General features: G+C 59.1%; 10 protein-coding genes. 6 read left to right on the forward strand and 4 right to left on the reverse strand.

Features of this window, described 5'->3' with window-relative positions:
- Positions 1 to 289: 289 nt before the first annotated feature.
- From HDF15_RS14890 to HDF15_RS14910, 5 genes are all read left to right on the forward strand, one after another.
- Complete coding sequence (locus HDF15_RS14890) at positions 290 to 1,852, forward strand: sigma 54-interacting transcriptional regulator (RefSeq protein WP_184256874.1); 1,563 nt, start codon at positions 290 to 292, stop codon at positions 1,850 to 1,852.
- Positions 1,853 to 2,193: 341 nt separating this feature from the next.
- Positions 2,194 to 2,868 (forward strand): class I SAM-dependent methyltransferase, encoded by a 675-nt coding sequence (locus HDF15_RS14895; protein WP_184256876.1) that lies wholly within the window; start codon positions 2,194 to 2,196, stop codon positions 2,866 to 2,868.
- Positions 2,869 to 3,232: 364 nt separating this feature from the next.
- Positions 3,233 to 3,904 carry a trans-aconitate 2-methyltransferase gene (locus tag HDF15_RS14900; RefSeq protein WP_184256878.1) on the forward strand — a complete coding sequence of 224 codons (672 nt, stop codon included), beginning with the start codon at positions 3,233 to 3,235 and terminating at the stop codon, positions 3,902 to 3,904.
- Positions 3,905 to 4,017: 113 nt separating this feature from the next.
- Positions 4,018 to 5,250: a VWA domain-containing protein gene (locus HDF15_RS14905; protein WP_184256880.1), complete on the forward strand. Its 1,233-nt coding sequence runs from the start codon at positions 4,018 to 4,020 to the stop codon at positions 5,248 to 5,250.
- Position 5,251: 1 nt separating this feature from the next.
- A complete protein-coding gene (locus HDF15_RS14910) occupies positions 5,252 to 5,812 on the forward strand; it encodes a DNA-3-methyladenine glycosylase I (protein ID WP_184256882.1) in 561 nt (186 codons plus the stop codon).
- Positions 5,813 to 6,044: 232 nt separating this feature from the next.
- On the opposite strand, the gene HDF15_RS14915 is transcribed toward HDF15_RS14910, so the two are convergent.
- From HDF15_RS14915 to HDF15_RS14930, 4 genes are all read right to left on the reverse strand, one after another.
- Positions 6,045 to 6,641 carry an NUDIX hydrolase gene (locus tag HDF15_RS14915; protein WP_184256884.1) on the reverse strand — a complete coding sequence of 199 codons (597 nt, stop codon included), beginning with the start codon at positions 6,639 to 6,641 and terminating at the stop codon, positions 6,045 to 6,047.
- Positions 6,642 to 6,650: 9 nt separating this feature from the next.
- Positions 6,651 to 8,408, reverse strand: coding sequence for a malto-oligosyltrehalose trehalohydrolase (gene treZ / locus HDF15_RS14920; RefSeq protein WP_184256886.1), 1,758 nt, complete (start codon positions 8,406 to 8,408; stop codon positions 6,651 to 6,653).
- Positions 8,409 to 8,432: 24 nt separating this feature from the next.
- The gene (gene treY, locus HDF15_RS14925) at positions 8,433 to 11,081 is read right to left on the reverse strand and encodes a malto-oligosyltrehalose synthase (protein WP_184256888.1); all 2,649 of its coding nucleotides are present in this window, start codon (positions 11,079 to 11,081) and stop codon (positions 8,433 to 8,435) included.
- 254 nt (positions 11,082 to 11,335) lie between these two features.
- Positions 11,336 to 13,180, reverse strand: coding sequence for a glycoside hydrolase family 15 protein (locus HDF15_RS14930; RefSeq protein ID WP_184256890.1), 1,845 nt, complete (start codon positions 13,178 to 13,180; stop codon positions 11,336 to 11,338).
- 212 nt (positions 13,181 to 13,392) lie between these two features.
- Between HDF15_RS14930 and HDF15_RS14935 the strand changes: the two genes are divergently transcribed.
- Positions 13,393 to 15,414 (forward strand): alpha-1,4-glucan--maltose-1-phosphate maltosyltransferase, encoded by a 2,022-nt coding sequence (locus HDF15_RS14935; protein WP_184256892.1) that lies wholly within the window; start codon positions 13,393 to 13,395, stop codon positions 15,412 to 15,414.
- The last annotated feature ends 74 nt before the right edge of the window (positions 15,415 to 15,488 follow it).

The following is a 15,488-nucleotide window of genomic DNA, read 5'->3' on the forward strand; positions in this document are numbered from 1 at the left end:
CGCAAACCGTGACGCTTCAGCGTCACGGGGCGGAGGGAGCCGTAGCCTTCAGGCTACGGAATAAGGGCCAGGCGAGAATCGGGCTTTAGCCCCGGGCTCTTTGCCCGCAGCCGAAAGAAGGCCCGGGCCTAAAGGCCAATTCTTTGCTAAGCCTCTATTCCGTAGCCTAAAGGCTACGGCTCCCTCCGTCTCGCTGACCCTAAGGCGTCAACGAACGCGCTTCGCGCAATTGAGAACAGACAGCCATCCGCGAATCCTCCCTCCCTGTAAGACATCTATACTTCTACATATGCCGTCGACTGCACTTCCGCGCACCCTGGGTCAACTCCGCACCTCTGCTTACACCGCCGATCGCGTCTCCCGCAGCGTCAAGGACGAGCTTCGCGACAACCTGATCGCCCGCCTGCGCGAGATCGCTCCCGGTGGGCCGAAGGAAGGCGAATCGCTCTTCCCCGGCATCGTCGGCTATGACGACACGGTCGTCCCGCAGGTGATCAATGCCGTGCTTTCGCGGCATAACTTCATCCTGCTGGGCCTGCGCGGCCAGGCGAAGTCACGCATTCTGCGCTCGCTGACGACGCTGCTCGATCCCTTCAGCCCCTACGTCGCCGGCTCCGAGCTGCGCGACAACCCCTACGCCCCGCTCTCGAAGTTCTCGCGCGACCTTGTCGCCTCGCTCGGCGACGACACCCCCATCGCGTGGATGACGCCAATAGAGCGCTACGTCGAAAAACTGGCAACGCCGGACGTGACCGTGGCCGATCTCATCGGCGACGTCGATCCGATCAAAGCCGCGCGCAGCGGCCACGAGCTCGGCAGCGAGCTGACCATGCACTACGGGCTGCTGCCCCGCGCCAATCGTGGCATCTTCGCCATCAACGAGGTCCCCGACCTCGCCGGCAAGATCCAGGTCGCTCTCTTCAACATCATGCAGGAGGGCGACGTACAGATTAAGGGCTATCCCGTGCGCCTGGAGCTCGACGTCGCCATCGTCTTCTCGGCCAACCCCGAGGACTACACAGCGCGCGGCAAGATCGTCACTCCGCTCAAGGACCGCATCGGCAGCGAGATTCGCACGCACTACCCCGAGTCGCTCGACGAAGCCATCAGCATCACGGAGCAGGAGGCCTGGACGGCGCGCAGCTATGCCCCTTCGAATGATGCCATCCAGCGTATCGAGATTCCGCATTACATCCGCCAGATCGTCGAGCAGATCGCCTTTGTCGCGCGTGAGGACAAGAAGGTCGACAAGCGCTCGGGTGTATCGCAGCGTCTGCCCATCAGCACGATGGAGCTTGTGGTCTCGAACGCCGAACGCCGGGCATTGATTCATGGCGAGTCGCTCGTCGTCCCTCGGGTCGGCGATATCTTCGCCGCGCTGCCGGGCATCACGGGCAAGATCGAGCTTGAGTACGAAGGCGAGATGCGCGGTTCGGACAACGTCATCCGCGAGTTGATTCGCAGCTCTGTCGCCAACATCTTCGACAGCTACTTTGCCGATACCAACACGCAGCAGATCGAGCAGTGGTTCAACCTCGGCGGTGCTGTGGAGTTGAACGACAAGCAGCCCGCCGCAACTGTTCTGGCAGAACTCCAACAGATCCAGGGCCTCTTCGAGAAGCTGACACCGTTCAAGATCACCTCGAAGTCTCAGCCTGAGGTAGCCGTCTCAGCGGCGGAGTTCCTGCTCGAAGGTATGACCGCGCACAAGCGCATCTCGCGCAGCGAGGCACGCAAGTTCAGCGCCGGTGAAAAACGCAAGCGAAACGAAGAGGCAGCGAACTTCGCCGAACGCAAGCGCGAGCAGGAGCGGGAAGACGCACACAACCGCACTCGGCGCGGATTCAACTAAACGGTTCCGCAACAGAGGGGTCACCTAACAGCTGCGTTTCACGTGTGTTACCGAAACGCTGTCATCTCGACCGATGCATGATGACTTTATCGTCATGCGTAGTGGAGAGACCTGCAGTTTGCTTATGCGGGGCATCGGTGCTAGCGCAAGCAAGCTGCAGGTCTTTCCACTACGACGGCAAAGAACGCCGTCTTCGGTCGAGATGACAGGGTTTGGGTAGTACGTGAATACAACTTGCCGCGTTCACACCTCTGGGGCAACTCCAATCTCATTAGCTTTGAAACCCATTAGATTTTCTTATTCTTATTGCGCTATCCATCACATCCACTTATGTTCTAGGCATGAGATCGAATAACACTCGCGCCGTCTTTGATGCCACCGCCGCCACCTACAACCGTGATCGCATGCGGCTCATCCCCGGCCATGAAGCCTTCTATGCCGCCGCACTGGAGCAGATTCCCGCAGAGGCTACGCGCATCGTGGAACTCGGCGCGGGTTCGGGACTCTTCTCCGCGATGATCCGTGCGGCCTTTCCTGAGGCGCATCTTCACCTGATCGACTTCTCTCAGCCGATGCTCGATCTCGCCCGCCAGCGGCTTGGGGACAGTCCTACCCTCACCTATACGCTCGCCGATTACACCACCGAGCCATTGCCAACACCCTGTGATGCCGTGATCTCTGCGCTCTCCATCCATCATCTTGAGGACGAACAGAAACGCGTCATCCTTCCCTTGATCTTTGCGGCGCTTCGGCCGGGCGGGCTGTTCATCAACGCCGACCACATCGCCGGTCCTACCCCTGAGCTCGAAACGCTCTACCAGCAGCGCTGGCTGAACGACGTCCGTGCCCTGGGCGCGACCGAGCAGCAGGTCGCCGACTCGCTTTATCGCCAGCAGGAAGATCGCCGCACCCCCGTTGAGCCGCAACTTGCATGGTTGCGCGACGCCGGGTTTACCGAGGTCGACTGCTGGTACAAGGCCAGCAGCTTTGCCGTGCTTAGCGGTGTCCGGGGCTGATTCTTATTGTCTTTGCTTTTGCTTTTGCTTTTGCTTTTGCTTTTGCCTTTGCCTTTCTGGTTGTCATTCCGAGCGCAGCGAGCGAACCTGCTGTCTCCCGTTTTTTGCTGATGTCGCCATGAATGCTATGCGGCGGCGAAGAGAACTCCTTGCTTTTCGCCTATATTTTCTGGGCAGTTCAGTCGAAGAACGGGAGACAGCAGGTTCGCTCGCTGCGCTCGGAATGACAACCAGAAAAACAAAAGCAAGAACAAAGACAGAGGCAGTCACAGCACCAAAGCGGGTTCTAAAGTGAACCGTACTACCCACCCGTCACTCCAGCCAGCGACATAATTCGCTCAAACGCTTATCCTTGGAAACAACCATGTCTAACCCTACCCAGGAAATCTTCGATATCACCGCCGCCACCTACGACGCCGACCGCGCCAAGCTGATTCCCTGCTATGACGCCTTCTATCGCCGCACCACAGACCTCATCGTCGGCGGCGCAGAACGCGTGCTCGACCTCGGCGCAGGTACAGGGCTGCTCTCGACCTTTGTGCGCACGTGGTATCCCAAGGCTCACATTCACCTGATGGACGTCTCCGAGCCGATGCTCGAACGGGCTCGCACCCGTCTCGGCACCGATTCGAATGTGAGCTTTGAGGTCGCCGACTACGCCACAGCAGCGCTGCCTCACAACCAGGACTCCATCGTCTCGGCGCTCTCGATCCATCACCTCGACAACGAGGCCAAGAAGTCGCTCTTCAAAAAGATCTACGCCGCGCTCCGGCCCGGCGGCACCTTCGTCAATGCCGAGCAAGTGGCAGGCCCCACGCCCGCCCTCGACGCGCACTACAAGGTGATCTGGCTGCAGCAGGTACGTGAAGCCGGGGCCACCCCCCAGCAGATCGCCGACTCACTCTACCGACAGCAGGACGATCGCTGCGCCTCCGTCGAAGACCAACTCCACTGGATGCGTGAAGCGGGCTTCACCGATGCCGATTGCTGGTTCAAGGACAACCGGTTCGCCGTTCTCTCAGGAACCAAGTCGTAGTTTGTAAGGTAGTTGTCAGCTCTCCTTTCGCTGGTTCGGCGGAATGGAGAACTGACAACTACTCCCCGCATCCTCCACCATCGCCGAGCGTCTAATGTAGAACGCAGGCCCCTATGAAGCTCACCCGCTATACCAAGTTCACCGGCGACCTCTCCACGAGCTTCGGGCTCGACGACCTGATGCAGGCGCTCTCCGACTTCCTGCTCGACTCCGGCTTTCAGGACCCCTTCTCGCCTTTCCAGAACATGGACGGCGAGCAGACCATGGACGACCTGCGCGAGGCCATCCGCCAGGCGCTGGAGTCCGGCGACCTGCTCGACGAAGACGCGCAGGAGCAGTTCGACAGCCTGCCGGAAGATCAGGTCGAGGCGCTGATCGATAAGATCGTCCAGCGCATGAAGGACGAGAACTTCCTCAACGCCGAGGAGCCCGCCGAAGGCCAGGGACAAGGCGAAGAGGGAGACGGTGAGTCCTCGCGCTTTGAGGTCACCGATAAGGGTATGGACTTCCTCGGCTACAAGGCGCTGCGTGATCTGCTCGGTCCTCTGGGCAAGTCGTCGCTCGGCCGCCATGACACGAGCTACGAAGCCGCCGGAGTGGAGACCAATGGGTCTTCGAAGCAGTATGAGTTCGGCGATTCGCTCAATCTCGACATCACCGCCACGCTCAACTCGGTCTTCGCTCGCGAAGGCGCGCCGACGGGCAGTGGCGTACTCAACCTGGAGTACAGCGATCTCCATGTGCAGCAGGCCGACTACCAGAGCTCCTGCGCTACTGTCGTTCTGCTCGACTGCTCGCACTCGATGATCCTCTACGGCGAAGACCGCTTCACCCCGGCGAAGCGGGTCGCGATGGCGCTCAGCCATCTCATCCGCACGCAGTATCCGGGCGATACGCTTTCGCTGGTGCTCTTCCATGATTCCGCCGAGGAGATTCCCATCTCGCAACTGCCGCGCGTCAAGGTCGGCCCGCACTACACCAACACCCGCGAGGGTCTGCGTGTTGCGCATCGCATCCTGCAACGGTCGAACAAGGACATGAAGCAGATCGTGATGATCACCGACGGCAAGCCCTCCGCGCTGACACTCGCTGACGGCCGCATCTACAAGAACGCTTTCGGGCTCGATCCCATCGTGATCGAAGAGACGCTGCAGGAGGTCAGCCGCTGCAAGCGCGCGGGCATCATGATCAACACCTTCATGCTGGCGCAGGACTTCGCCCTCGTCCAGTTCGTGCAGAAAGTCAGTGCCATGTGCCGCGGCAAAGCCTACTTCACCACGCCGCAAAACCTGGGCAACTATCTATTGATGGACTTCATGTCCCGCCGCCAGAAGATGGTGAACTGAGATGGCAAAACAGGATCTCCAACGCTGCGCGTGGTCTGGGAATGACCCGTTATACCAGACCTATCACGATGAAGAGTGGGGCGTGCCAATGTACGACAGCCGCGCGCTCTGGGAGATGCTGATGCTGGAGGGCTTCCAGGCCGGACTCTCCTGGATCACCATCCTGCGCAAGCGTGAGGCTTTCCGTGAGGCCTTTGCAGACTTCGATCCAGCCATTGTCGCGAAGTTCTCAGAGCGCGATATTACACGCCTGATGAAGAACGAGGGCATCGTCCGCTCGCGCGCCAAGATTGAAGCTACGATCAATGGTGCTCGCATCTTCGTTGAAATGCAGAAGGCTGGTGAGGATTTTTCCACCTATATCTGGAACATGGCCGGGAATAAACCGATCCGCAACAAAGGTCCTGTGCCGGCGAAGACACCGCTCTCCGAAGAGATCTCCGCGACGCTTAAGAAACGTGGCTTCAAGTTCGTCGGGCCGGTCATCGTCTATGCCTGGATGCAGGCGACGGGGATCGTCAACGACCACAGCGCGGATTGCTTTCGGCGCAATAAGGTTTAGGGCAGAGTTCAGTGTCAATGATGAAACGCTTCTACCTCTAAATAGTCCCCACAAATCTGTCATCTCGACCGAAGGCGCGCACTTTGCGCCGTAATGTAGAGCCTGCAGTTTGCTCGTGCAAGCACTATTGCCTGTACGGGCAAGCTGCGGGTCTCTCCACTACGCATGACGATAAAGCCATCATGCTTCGGTCGAGATGACAATGTTTCGGTGATCCGATAATAAAACCATTTTACGAACCGCGAACAACGCCATCCCTGCGATCGCGCCAGACCCGATACACCCCCCAGGCTGACGCCGTGCAGTTATCCATCACGCGGCCATCCAGCAGCATCGCTTCAAACTCACTCACCGGGACTCGATGCACGGTCATGTCCTGCTCTTCGGGATCGCGTTCCGTCTCGCCGTGCGTCAGCCCTTCAGCCAGATAGACATGGTGAATCTGCCGCATCGCTCCATAGGCAATCCATAGATCGGTCAAGTGTGTCATGCGATCGACCAGCAGACCGGTCTCCTCGCGCAGTTCACCGCGAGCCAGCTCCTCGGGGTCGACGTCGGCCGTCTCCCAGCCGCCCTGCGGCAGCTCGAAGAACGTGTCTCCCACCGTGTAGCGATACTGCCGCACCAGCCAAAGAAAATCGCCCTCCGGTGTTTGCTCCAGCGGAATGACGATGCAGGCCGGGTCCTTGTCCATAACACCGTAGATCCCACGCGTGCCGTTCTCGCGCTCGATTACATCCTCACGCACACGCGTCCACGGGTTGCGGTACACCTCTCGGCTGCTGATGGTCTTGATGGGGGGCGACTGTACATCCTTTATAGATGGCATAAATCGATGCTACGACACCCGCTCCCTGCCCTCGGCGGAGAATACCGCAAAGCTCATGGGAGGCATGCCCACCTCACCCGGTGCGACCGCGACCTCCGGCTTCGACGCCAGCGCCAGGACATATTGTCCCGGCGTCTTTACCCGCGCCAGCTTGTCTCCCAGGTTCAACACCACAAGCATCCTGCCGCGCTGCATCGTGAGCCACCGCTCTTCTTCGTGGCAGTCGATCAACACGTGGCTCAGATCGCCATCATTGAGCGAAAGCGAGTGACGGCGCAGATGAAGCAGCTTCTTCGTCCAATCCAGCATCTCCGCATGCTTGCCTTCATGGACTTCGTCCCATTTCAGCTTGGACGCTTCAAAGGTCTCCGGCTTCTCCGGGTTGGGGATCTGTTCCGCCTCTTCAAAGCCGAACGCTGCAAACTCATTCTTACGGCCCTCGAAGACCAGCTTCGCCATCTGCTCGTCTTCGTGATCGGCAAAGTAGAGGAACGGTGTCGATGCGGCGAACTCTTCGCCCATAAACAGCATGGGGATAAAGGGCGCGGTCAGCACCATTCCCAGCGCAACCTTTGCCGCATCAAGACCAACAATGTGCTCCAGACGATCTCCTGTCGCGCGATTGCCGACCTGGTCATGGTTCTGGATGAAGCTAATGAAGTGGTGCGCCGAGAGTCCATCGATCGGCCTGCCGTGCGAGCGGCCGCGATAGATGGAGTAGTTGCCGTCAAACACGAACATCTCCTTCAGAGCCTTCGCCAGGTAGGAGAAGCGTCCGAAGTCGTCGTAGTAACCCCCGTTCCCGGTGTGCAGCAGAGTAAAGAGTGCGTGATGGAAGTCATCCGACCACTGAGCATCCATTCCGTACCCACCCGCTTCGCGTGGGCGTACGACCTTCGGATCGTTCAGATCGCTTTCGGCGATGAGCACCAGCTTGCGCCCGAGCATCGCGCCGACCGTCTCCACCTCGGCCGAGAGCTGCTCCATGAAGTGAACGGCGGACCGGTCTGTAAGCTCGTGCACGGCGTCCAGGCGCAGACCGTCGATGTGATATTCGAGCAGCCACATGATGGCGTTGTCGCAGAAGAAGCGGCGCACTTCGTCGCTGCCGGTATCTTCGAAGTTCACGCCATCGCCCCAGGGCGTCTTGTGCTTTTCGGTCAGGTACGGTCCGAACTTATGCGTGTAGTTCCCTGTCGGGCCAAAGTGGTTGTAGACGACATCGAGAATGACGGCGAGGCCCTTGTTATGGCACGCGTCGACGAAGCGCTTCAGGCCATCCGGCCCGCCGTACTTGTTCGTCACTGCGGACAGAGCGACGCCGTCATAGCCCCAGCCGTGATTGCCGGGAGACTCCGCCACCGGCATGATCTCCACATGTGTAATCCCAAGCTCTACCAGGTGATCGAGCCTCTCAATCGCGGAGTCAAACGTTCCTTCCTTCGTGAAGGTCCCGATGTGCAACTCGTAGAGGACTGCTCCGAACAGAGGCGGCCCCTGCCAGCGCTGGTCGGTCCACGGAAAGAGGCGATGGTCGTACAGCCGCGAAACTCCATGGACTCCATACGGCTGCCACAGGCTGCGGGGATCGGGATAGGGAGTCGGATCATCGTCGATCAGATAGGCATAGTCATCGCCACACCGCGCTTCCATGCAAACCGTACGCCACCAGCCATGATCGTTCGGGCCTTCCATGGGGAGCAGTTGCTCACCCAGCTTCAAAGTCATGCGTTTCGCCTTCGGCGCCCACACTGCAAACTCATGCATTGATTCTTTTCTCCTAAAGAAACTTCACCCCTCACGGGTCAACAAAGCGACGGGAAACTCTCGCAACAGCTCGGAGAGCCTTATCGTTCCGCCAGGCATCGTCTGGTTGGTCATCACATTCTTCCAGTTGCCGTCGGGCAGCACGATCGAGGTGTCACCCCAGTCACCGCGCAGCGTCATCCAGAAACGAGGCATCACGGTCAGTACATAGACCCCACGGCGATACGCGATCACATGCCCGCTCTTTGTTCCGTTCGCCAACAGAGGCACATAGTCTGCTTCGCGGCCAAACCAATCCGGATGCCGTTCCCGCAACCGTAGTGCGCGACGAATCACCCACAACTTCGGCAGCCCTTCATCCATTCTCGCCATGACGCCTGCAGCGTCAAGATCTTCCATCTCCGCCAGCAGCTTGCGTCTCAGCTCATACTCTACCGGCCTCCGATTATCCGGATCGACCAGCGACAGATCCCATAGCTCGCCGCCCTGATAAAGGTCCGGCACACCGGGCGCGGTGTACTTCAACAAGGTCTGCGACAACGAATTAATGCGCCCGGCGAGAAGGATGTTGGATACAAACTCCCCAAGCTCACCAACGAACTCTTCATCGCCGAGGATCGAATCGATGAATTGATTGACCGCATTCTCGTACGCCTCGTTATTCGCGACCCAGCTGGTGCGCACCTTGGCTTCGCGCATGGCCTTCTGCATGTACTCCCGCAGACGTTCCGCGCTGATGGGCCACGCTCCGATCATGGTCTGATACAGAAACCATTGCGTGCCCCGATCTGGAAACTCACCGGTACGATAGTGCGCATTGCGCCTGGACCATCGCCTGACCGTCTGCGCAAAAGCCTTCTGCACCTCGGCAAGCACGATCAGGCGCGCGCGCACGTCGTCGCTGCGCTTGGTGTCATGCGTGCCCAGCGAGGTCATCGTCTCCGGATGGGTGTGCTGCATCGTCGAGTTGTACTCATGGAACTGCGCGAGACTGATGCCATCGTGCGAAGGGTCGGAGCCCACTTCATTCAGCGCGATCAGCCGATTGAAGCAGTAAAAAGCCGTGTCCTCCACGCCCTTTGCCATCACCGGGCTGGTGAACTGCTGAAAGCGATAGACAAACTCGCTCTCGTTGGCGCCCCGCACCTTCAGTTGCAGAACATCGCGCATGAAGTCGAAGAGCGCGCCATCGATGTCCGGACGATTGTCCTTGGCGCACTGGGTTGCGCGTTCGATCACCTGGCGATCCTCGTCGTTGATCTCCTCGCGATCGGGCATTACATACGTTCGATAAACCGAGAAGCAGGCGGCTACCTCGCGGATCGACCGGCGAATCTCGGCGCGTGTAAAGTCGCGTTGCTCACGATGGCTCTCGCAGATGTCGACGAGGATGTTCGTTAGCCGGTTCACATCGCTGCCCAGGGCCTCCTGGGCAACGGCGATCTTCTTGTCGTGCACGATCACCGGAAAGTCCGTGGACTCACCTGTAAATTTCTCGTAGTACCTGCCCAGCTCGCGCAGGCCTTCGGGCTTTACAAGTACGTTCATGGCGGCGTTCAGAAAGTCGTAACCGCTGGTTCCCTGTATCGGCCACGTATCGCGCAGAAACTCTCCAGGCTCAAGAATCTTTTCGCCGACGATCCATGCGTCCGGCGCACGATCGCGCAGGCGCTGGCAGTATTGCAGCGGATCGCGCAAGCCGTCCGGGTGGTCAATACGAACGCCGTCGAGCAGCCCCTGCTTCAGCCACTTCACGATCAACGCATGCGTCTCATCGAAGACATACTCCCGCTCGACGCGCAGGCCGATCAGAGTGTTGACATCGAAGAAGCGGCGATAGCCAAGCTGCTGGTCCGCCGTCTTCCAGTAAGCGAGGCGATAGTGCTGTTGCGTCAGGAACGCGTCGAGCGCGTCCGGGTTCGCGTTCAACTCCTTCACCGTTCGATCGATAGCTTCGCAGATATCGATCTCTTCCCCGCATAGCCGGTCGAGCAGGCGATGCAGCACGTTCTTATCGCGGTGGCGCGCCAGTGTAGTCCGCCGGTCCGACAGGTCCGGATACGGCAGCCGTCCATAGCTGGCGGCCAGAAAGTTCAGCGTGTCGCTCTTGGCATACTCCGCAGCTTTGTTCAGGATGGCAAACAGGCTCTCGGGAGCAACCGGAAGCGCCTGCCCAGCGGCTTCCACCGTGAAGGCGCTTCCTCTCCGCACAACTTTGATGCCGCCCTCTGTGACGACATGGCCATACTGGTCCGCAAGAATCGGCACCAGAACCTTGTCGCGCAGACGCTCTTCCGCCGAGTTCCAGTCGATGTCGAAGAAGCTGGCATAGCGGCTGCTGGTGCCGTTTTCCAGCACATCCCACCAGTAGCGATTCTGTTCGCCAAGGCTCATGTGGTTCGGCACGATGTCCAGCACCTGCCCCAGCCCCAGCTCTTTCAATCGTGCGCAGAAACGCTCGTGCGCCTCCGCGCCGCCAAGTTCCTCATTCACCTTGCGATGGTCGACCACATCGTAGCCGTGCATACTTCCCGGCGCTGCCTGTAGATAGGGCGACGTGTAGACATGGGTAACACCAAGAGCCTTCAGATAATCGGCGATCGACGCAGCATCGTCGAACGTAAAGTTTTTATGCAGCTGCAGCCGATATGTCGACCCCGGAGTCTTCGCCATAGGTTAGGTTTTGTCCCATCTGTGGTTATGTACGTTAGGGCGGTTTCACGATTGCGGTCATCCCGCAACCTTGCGCCATGTGATTTCCCATGAGGAAACCCATGAGTCTCCTACACTTTTGCTCTACACATAGGATGAAACCGCTTGAGCCCGCAGGAATGCCCCACACTCGTGAGCCACCTATAGTATCGATAGAGTCACTTCACGAGGTATGAGGTTGCATTGGGGCGATAATCAACTACTTCTGGGTAACCTCAAGGGGTATAAGGAGTGGGTTTCCAGTGATCTGAAAGTGTAAAGGCTGTATGAACCAGCGCAATATGAGAGAGCGCCTGTGGAAAGTTGCCCAGCATGCGTTTATTGACCGGATCGTACTCCTCACTCAATAAACCTACATCGTTACGCAGTGCCAGCAGCCTGTGAAATATCTCCCTGGCTTCCTCTCTGCGCCCCATAAGGTGCAAGCAACTTACCAGCCAAAAGCTGCACGCCAGGAAAGTACCTTCATCCCCTTTCAATCCATCGGGAGCCTCCGCCGGAATATAGCGTCGCACCAATCCGTCTTTCATGAGGTCTCTCTGGATCGCATCTACAGTACCGATGATGCGTGGATCGTCCATCGGCAGAAATCCGACAAGACCTAAACGCAGGCACGACGCATCCAGCTCCTTTGAGCCATAGCTCTGCGTAAAGGCGTTTTGTTTCTTATCGAAGCCTTTCTCGCAGATCTCCTTGTGCAGCATGTCGCGGTTCTTACGCCAGCGTTTGACGTCACCCCGCCCATCGAAGCGCTCATGATTCTTGAGCGCGCGATCGAGCGCCACCCACGCCATGACCTTGCTGTGTACAAAGTGTTTGCGTCCTCCACGCGTCTCCCAGATACCCTCATCCGGCTCCTCCCAGACATGGCATAAGTGATCGACGAGGGAAGCCTGTAGCGCGGAGGCCGGAACTCGGATATCTTCATCGGCGTCGGGCACACGATACAGTGCCGTCACGACCTCTCCAAAGACATCCAGTTGGAACTGCCCGGCCGCAGCGTTACCAAAACGTACCGGCGAGGAATCCTCATAGCCGCGTAGCCAGGTCGCATTCCATTCAACCAGGAGCCGTTCGCCACCGATGCCATAAAGACTCTGCACCTGGCCGGGGGCTCCGGCGATGGCACGCAGCAGCCATAGCCGCCACTGCACCGCCTCTTCCGTATAACCAGCGCTCATCAGCACCAGCAGCGTAAAGGACGTGTCGCGCAGCCAGCAGTAGCGGTAGTCCCAGTTACGCTCACCGCCAATCTTCTCCGGCAACCCCGAGGTCACTGCGGCAACGATACCGCCCGTCGGACGATAGGTCATCGCCTTCAGCGTCATCAGGCTTCGCGCCACAGCATCGCCATACTCGCCCTCGTACTTCGAGCGCGCCGTCCACTCACACCAATAGTCCTGCGTGTCGGCAAGAGCGTCTTCTGGAGTTACCGGCGTTGGCGCCTCTTCCGTCGAGTTCGCGTACGTCAGCACGAAGCAAGCACGATCCCCTTCCCGGAGCGTGAACTCGCTGACGGTCTTCAGGCCTTCGCCCTCTAACTCGATAGCTACGCCACTCGTGCATATGCTGCGCAGCACCACCATGTGCGGCCCAGCGACGGCGCGCAGGTCCTGATCTTTTTTAGTGACCCAGGGAACAGTAAGACCATAGTCGAAGCGTATCGCGAGTTCCATGCGCATCTTCACTTTGCCGCGAACACCGGTCGCGATGCGGATCACGTCGGAGTGCTTGCCGCGCGGCGGCATGAAGTCGGTAAGAGTAACCTCGCCCTCTTTGGTAACAAACGTAGTCTCGACGATCATCGTGCCGGGAAGATAACGCCGGGTAGTCGACTGAATTTCAGCCTCGGGCCTCACTCTCCAATAGCCGTTATCTGCCGTTCCCAATAGAGCCGCAAAACAGGCGCCGGACGAAAAGGACGGCCAGCACAGCCAGTCGATCGAGCCCTCACGGCTAACCAGTGCCGCCGTCTCGCAATCTCCGATGAGAGCGTAGTCTTCAATGCGAGCCGCATGGAGCGGAGCTTGCTTTTCTTCTTTCCCGAACCACTTCGACACAAGTTCCTCCGTGCTGGCTCAGCCCTATCACTATCCACGGCACAACCAGCTCTTACCCCAGCGCATCCCTTACCCTAGAGAAAGAACGGTGTAAGGTGGAGACGCTGGAAAGACATCTTCCACCGTTGGATGCGTCGTAGCCGGACAAGCGTTTCGCGTTGGCTGCAAACGATTGAATTTACATAAAGATTGACGCAGGAGAGACGTACAGCATGAAACCGAGTGAAGGCCGCCGCCGCATTGTCATCGAAGAGATTCAACCCCAGGTCGATGCAGGCCGCTATCCCGCAAAACGCGTCGTCGGAGACCTCGTCGAGGTCACGGCAGCGATCTTTGGCGATGGCCACGATCATGTTGCAGCCCGCCTGCTCTATCGGCACTCCTCACAGCGCAAATGGAACTCCGTTCCCTTCAGCGAGCTTTCGAATGATCTGTGGACGGCAACCTTTCCCGTCGACAAGGTCGGCCCCTGGAACTTCACTGTCGAAGCCTGGGTCGACCACTTCGATACGTGGGTGCACGATCTCGGCAAACGGCTGGCAGCTCAACCGGACCCGAAAGAGCCAACGCAGCAAACGACGCCGCAGGACATTCCACTGGCGCTTCGCATCGGAGCCAACCATCTGGATGCGGCCTCTTCGCGGGCCAAGGGAGGCGACGCGAAGGAACTGAAGCTTGCCGCCGGACAACTGCGAGCCCTCGCCGAGGCGAACCTGCCGTTCTACGAATCGCCCATCACCGCTGAACTGGAAGCGCTTGTAGCGAAGTATCCCGACCTCTCGTTTGCTACGAAGTACCCGGTGGAGTTGCCGCTTTGGGTGGATCGCGAACGCGCGCGCTTTTCGAGCTGGTACGAGTTGTTTCCGCGCTCCGCCTCTTCGGTTGCGGGCCGGCATGGCACCCTGAAGGACGTCGAGGCCCGGCTTCCGGAGATCGCCGCGATGGGCTTCGACGTGGTCTATATGCCGCCGATTCATCCCATCGGTGTCGCGTTTCGCAAGGGGAAAAACAACTCCGTAACCGCTGAACCCGGTGAAGAGGGCAGTCCCTGGGCTATCGGTGCGGTGGAGGGTGGTCACACCGAGATTCATCCGAAGCTGGGCACACTGGCCGACTTCGACGACCTGGTAAAAGCAGCGCAGGAGCAAGGCATGGAGCTGGCACTGGACATCGCCTTCCAGTGCTCGCCCGATCACCCCTGGGTAAAACAGCATCCTGCTTGGTTCGTTCACCGTCCCGACGGCACGATCCAATACGCCGAGAATCCCCCGAAGAAATATCAGGACATCTATCCGCTGAACTTCGAGTCGAGCGACTGGCGCGGCCTCTGGGATGCTCTCTTCGGCGTCTTCAAGTTCTGGGTCGACCGCGGTGTACGCGTCTTCCGCGTCGATAACCCCCACACCAAGGCGCTGCGGTTCTGGGAGTGGTGCATAGCCGAGGTCCAGGCCGTCGCCCCCGATGCTCTCTTCCTCGCCGAGGCCTTCACGCGTCCGCACGTCATGTACTCGCTGGCCAAGGGCGGCTTTACCCAGAGCTACACCTACTTCACCTGGCGCACCGATAAGCCCGGCCTGCAAAGCTACTTCGAAGAGCTGATAAAGCCACCCGTCTCGGATTTCTTCCGCCCCAACGTCTGGCCGAATACGCCTGACATCCTGCATGAGCAGCTCCAGACCGGCGGCCGGCCCATGTTCATGCAGCGCGTGATCCTGGCAGCCACACTGTCTGCCAACTACGGCATCTACGGCCCGGCCTATGAACTGTGCGAGGGCCGTCCCGCCAAGCCGACAGCCGGAAAGACCGGATCGGAAGAGTATCTCGACAGCGAAAAGTACCAGATTCGCGAGTGGGATCGCTCATCGCCGCTGTCCATCGCTCCGCTCATCACGCAGCTCAACAAGATTCGTCACGAGAGCCTTGCGCTGCAGCGCAACGAGAGTCTGCACTTCCACTCGTGCCCCAATCCAAATCTGCTCTGCTACTCGAAGTCGACTCCGGATTTTTCGGACACGATCCTCATCGCGGTCAATCTCGACCCGCTCCATGAGCAGGCCGGGATCATCGACCTCGCGCTCGACAAGCTCGGTCTGCCCTGGCAGGGCAGCTTTGAGGTCGAAGACCTGCTCACCGGCGCGCGTTATCAATGGCACGACCAATGGAACTACGTCGCGCTCAACCCCAGCGTGATGCCGGCGCATGTGTTCCGAATTGTGAGGCCGCAGAAGGCCTAAGCCTTGCAGCTGCCTTTGTGGTTGCCTGTATTTCGTCGTCATCCTTCGCCTATGCTCAGGATGACGACGAAATA

It is taken from the genome of Granulicella mallensis, assembly GCF_014203225.1.
GTDB classification, from domain to species: domain Bacteria; phylum Acidobacteriota; class Terriglobia; order Terriglobales; family Acidobacteriaceae; genus Granulicella; species Granulicella mallensis_A.

Coding starts and splice junctions, on each gene's coding strand:
- HDF15_RS14890 (WP_184256874.1), top strand. CDS start 290: ATGCCGTCGACTGCACTTCCGCGCACCCTGGGTCAACTCCGCACCTCT.
- HDF15_RS14895 (WP_184256876.1), top strand. CDS start 2,194: ATGAGATCGAATAACACTCGCGCCGTCTTTGATGCCACCGCCGCCACC.
- HDF15_RS14900 (WP_184256878.1), top strand. CDS start 3,233: ATGTCTAACCCTACCCAGGAAATCTTCGATATCACCGCCGCCACCTAC.
- HDF15_RS14905 (WP_184256880.1), top strand. CDS start 4,018: ATGAAGCTCACCCGCTATACCAAGTTCACCGGCGACCTCTCCACGAGC.
- HDF15_RS14910 (WP_184256882.1), top strand. CDS start 5,252: ATGGCAAAACAGGATCTCCAACGCTGCGCGTGGTCTGGGAATGACCCG.
- HDF15_RS14915 (WP_184256884.1), bottom strand. CDS start 6,641: ATGCCATCTATAAAGGATGTACAGTCGCCCCCCATCAAGACCATCAGC.
- treZ (WP_184256886.1), bottom strand. CDS start 8,408: ATGCATGAGTTTGCAGTGTGGGCGCCGAAGGCGAAACGCATGACTTTG.
- treY (WP_184256888.1), bottom strand. CDS start 11,081: ATGGCGAAGACTCCGGGGTCGACATATCGGCTGCAGCTGCATAAAAAC.
- HDF15_RS14935 (WP_184256892.1), top strand. CDS start 13,393: ATGAAACCGAGTGAAGGCCGCCGCCGCATTGTCATCGAAGAGATTCAA.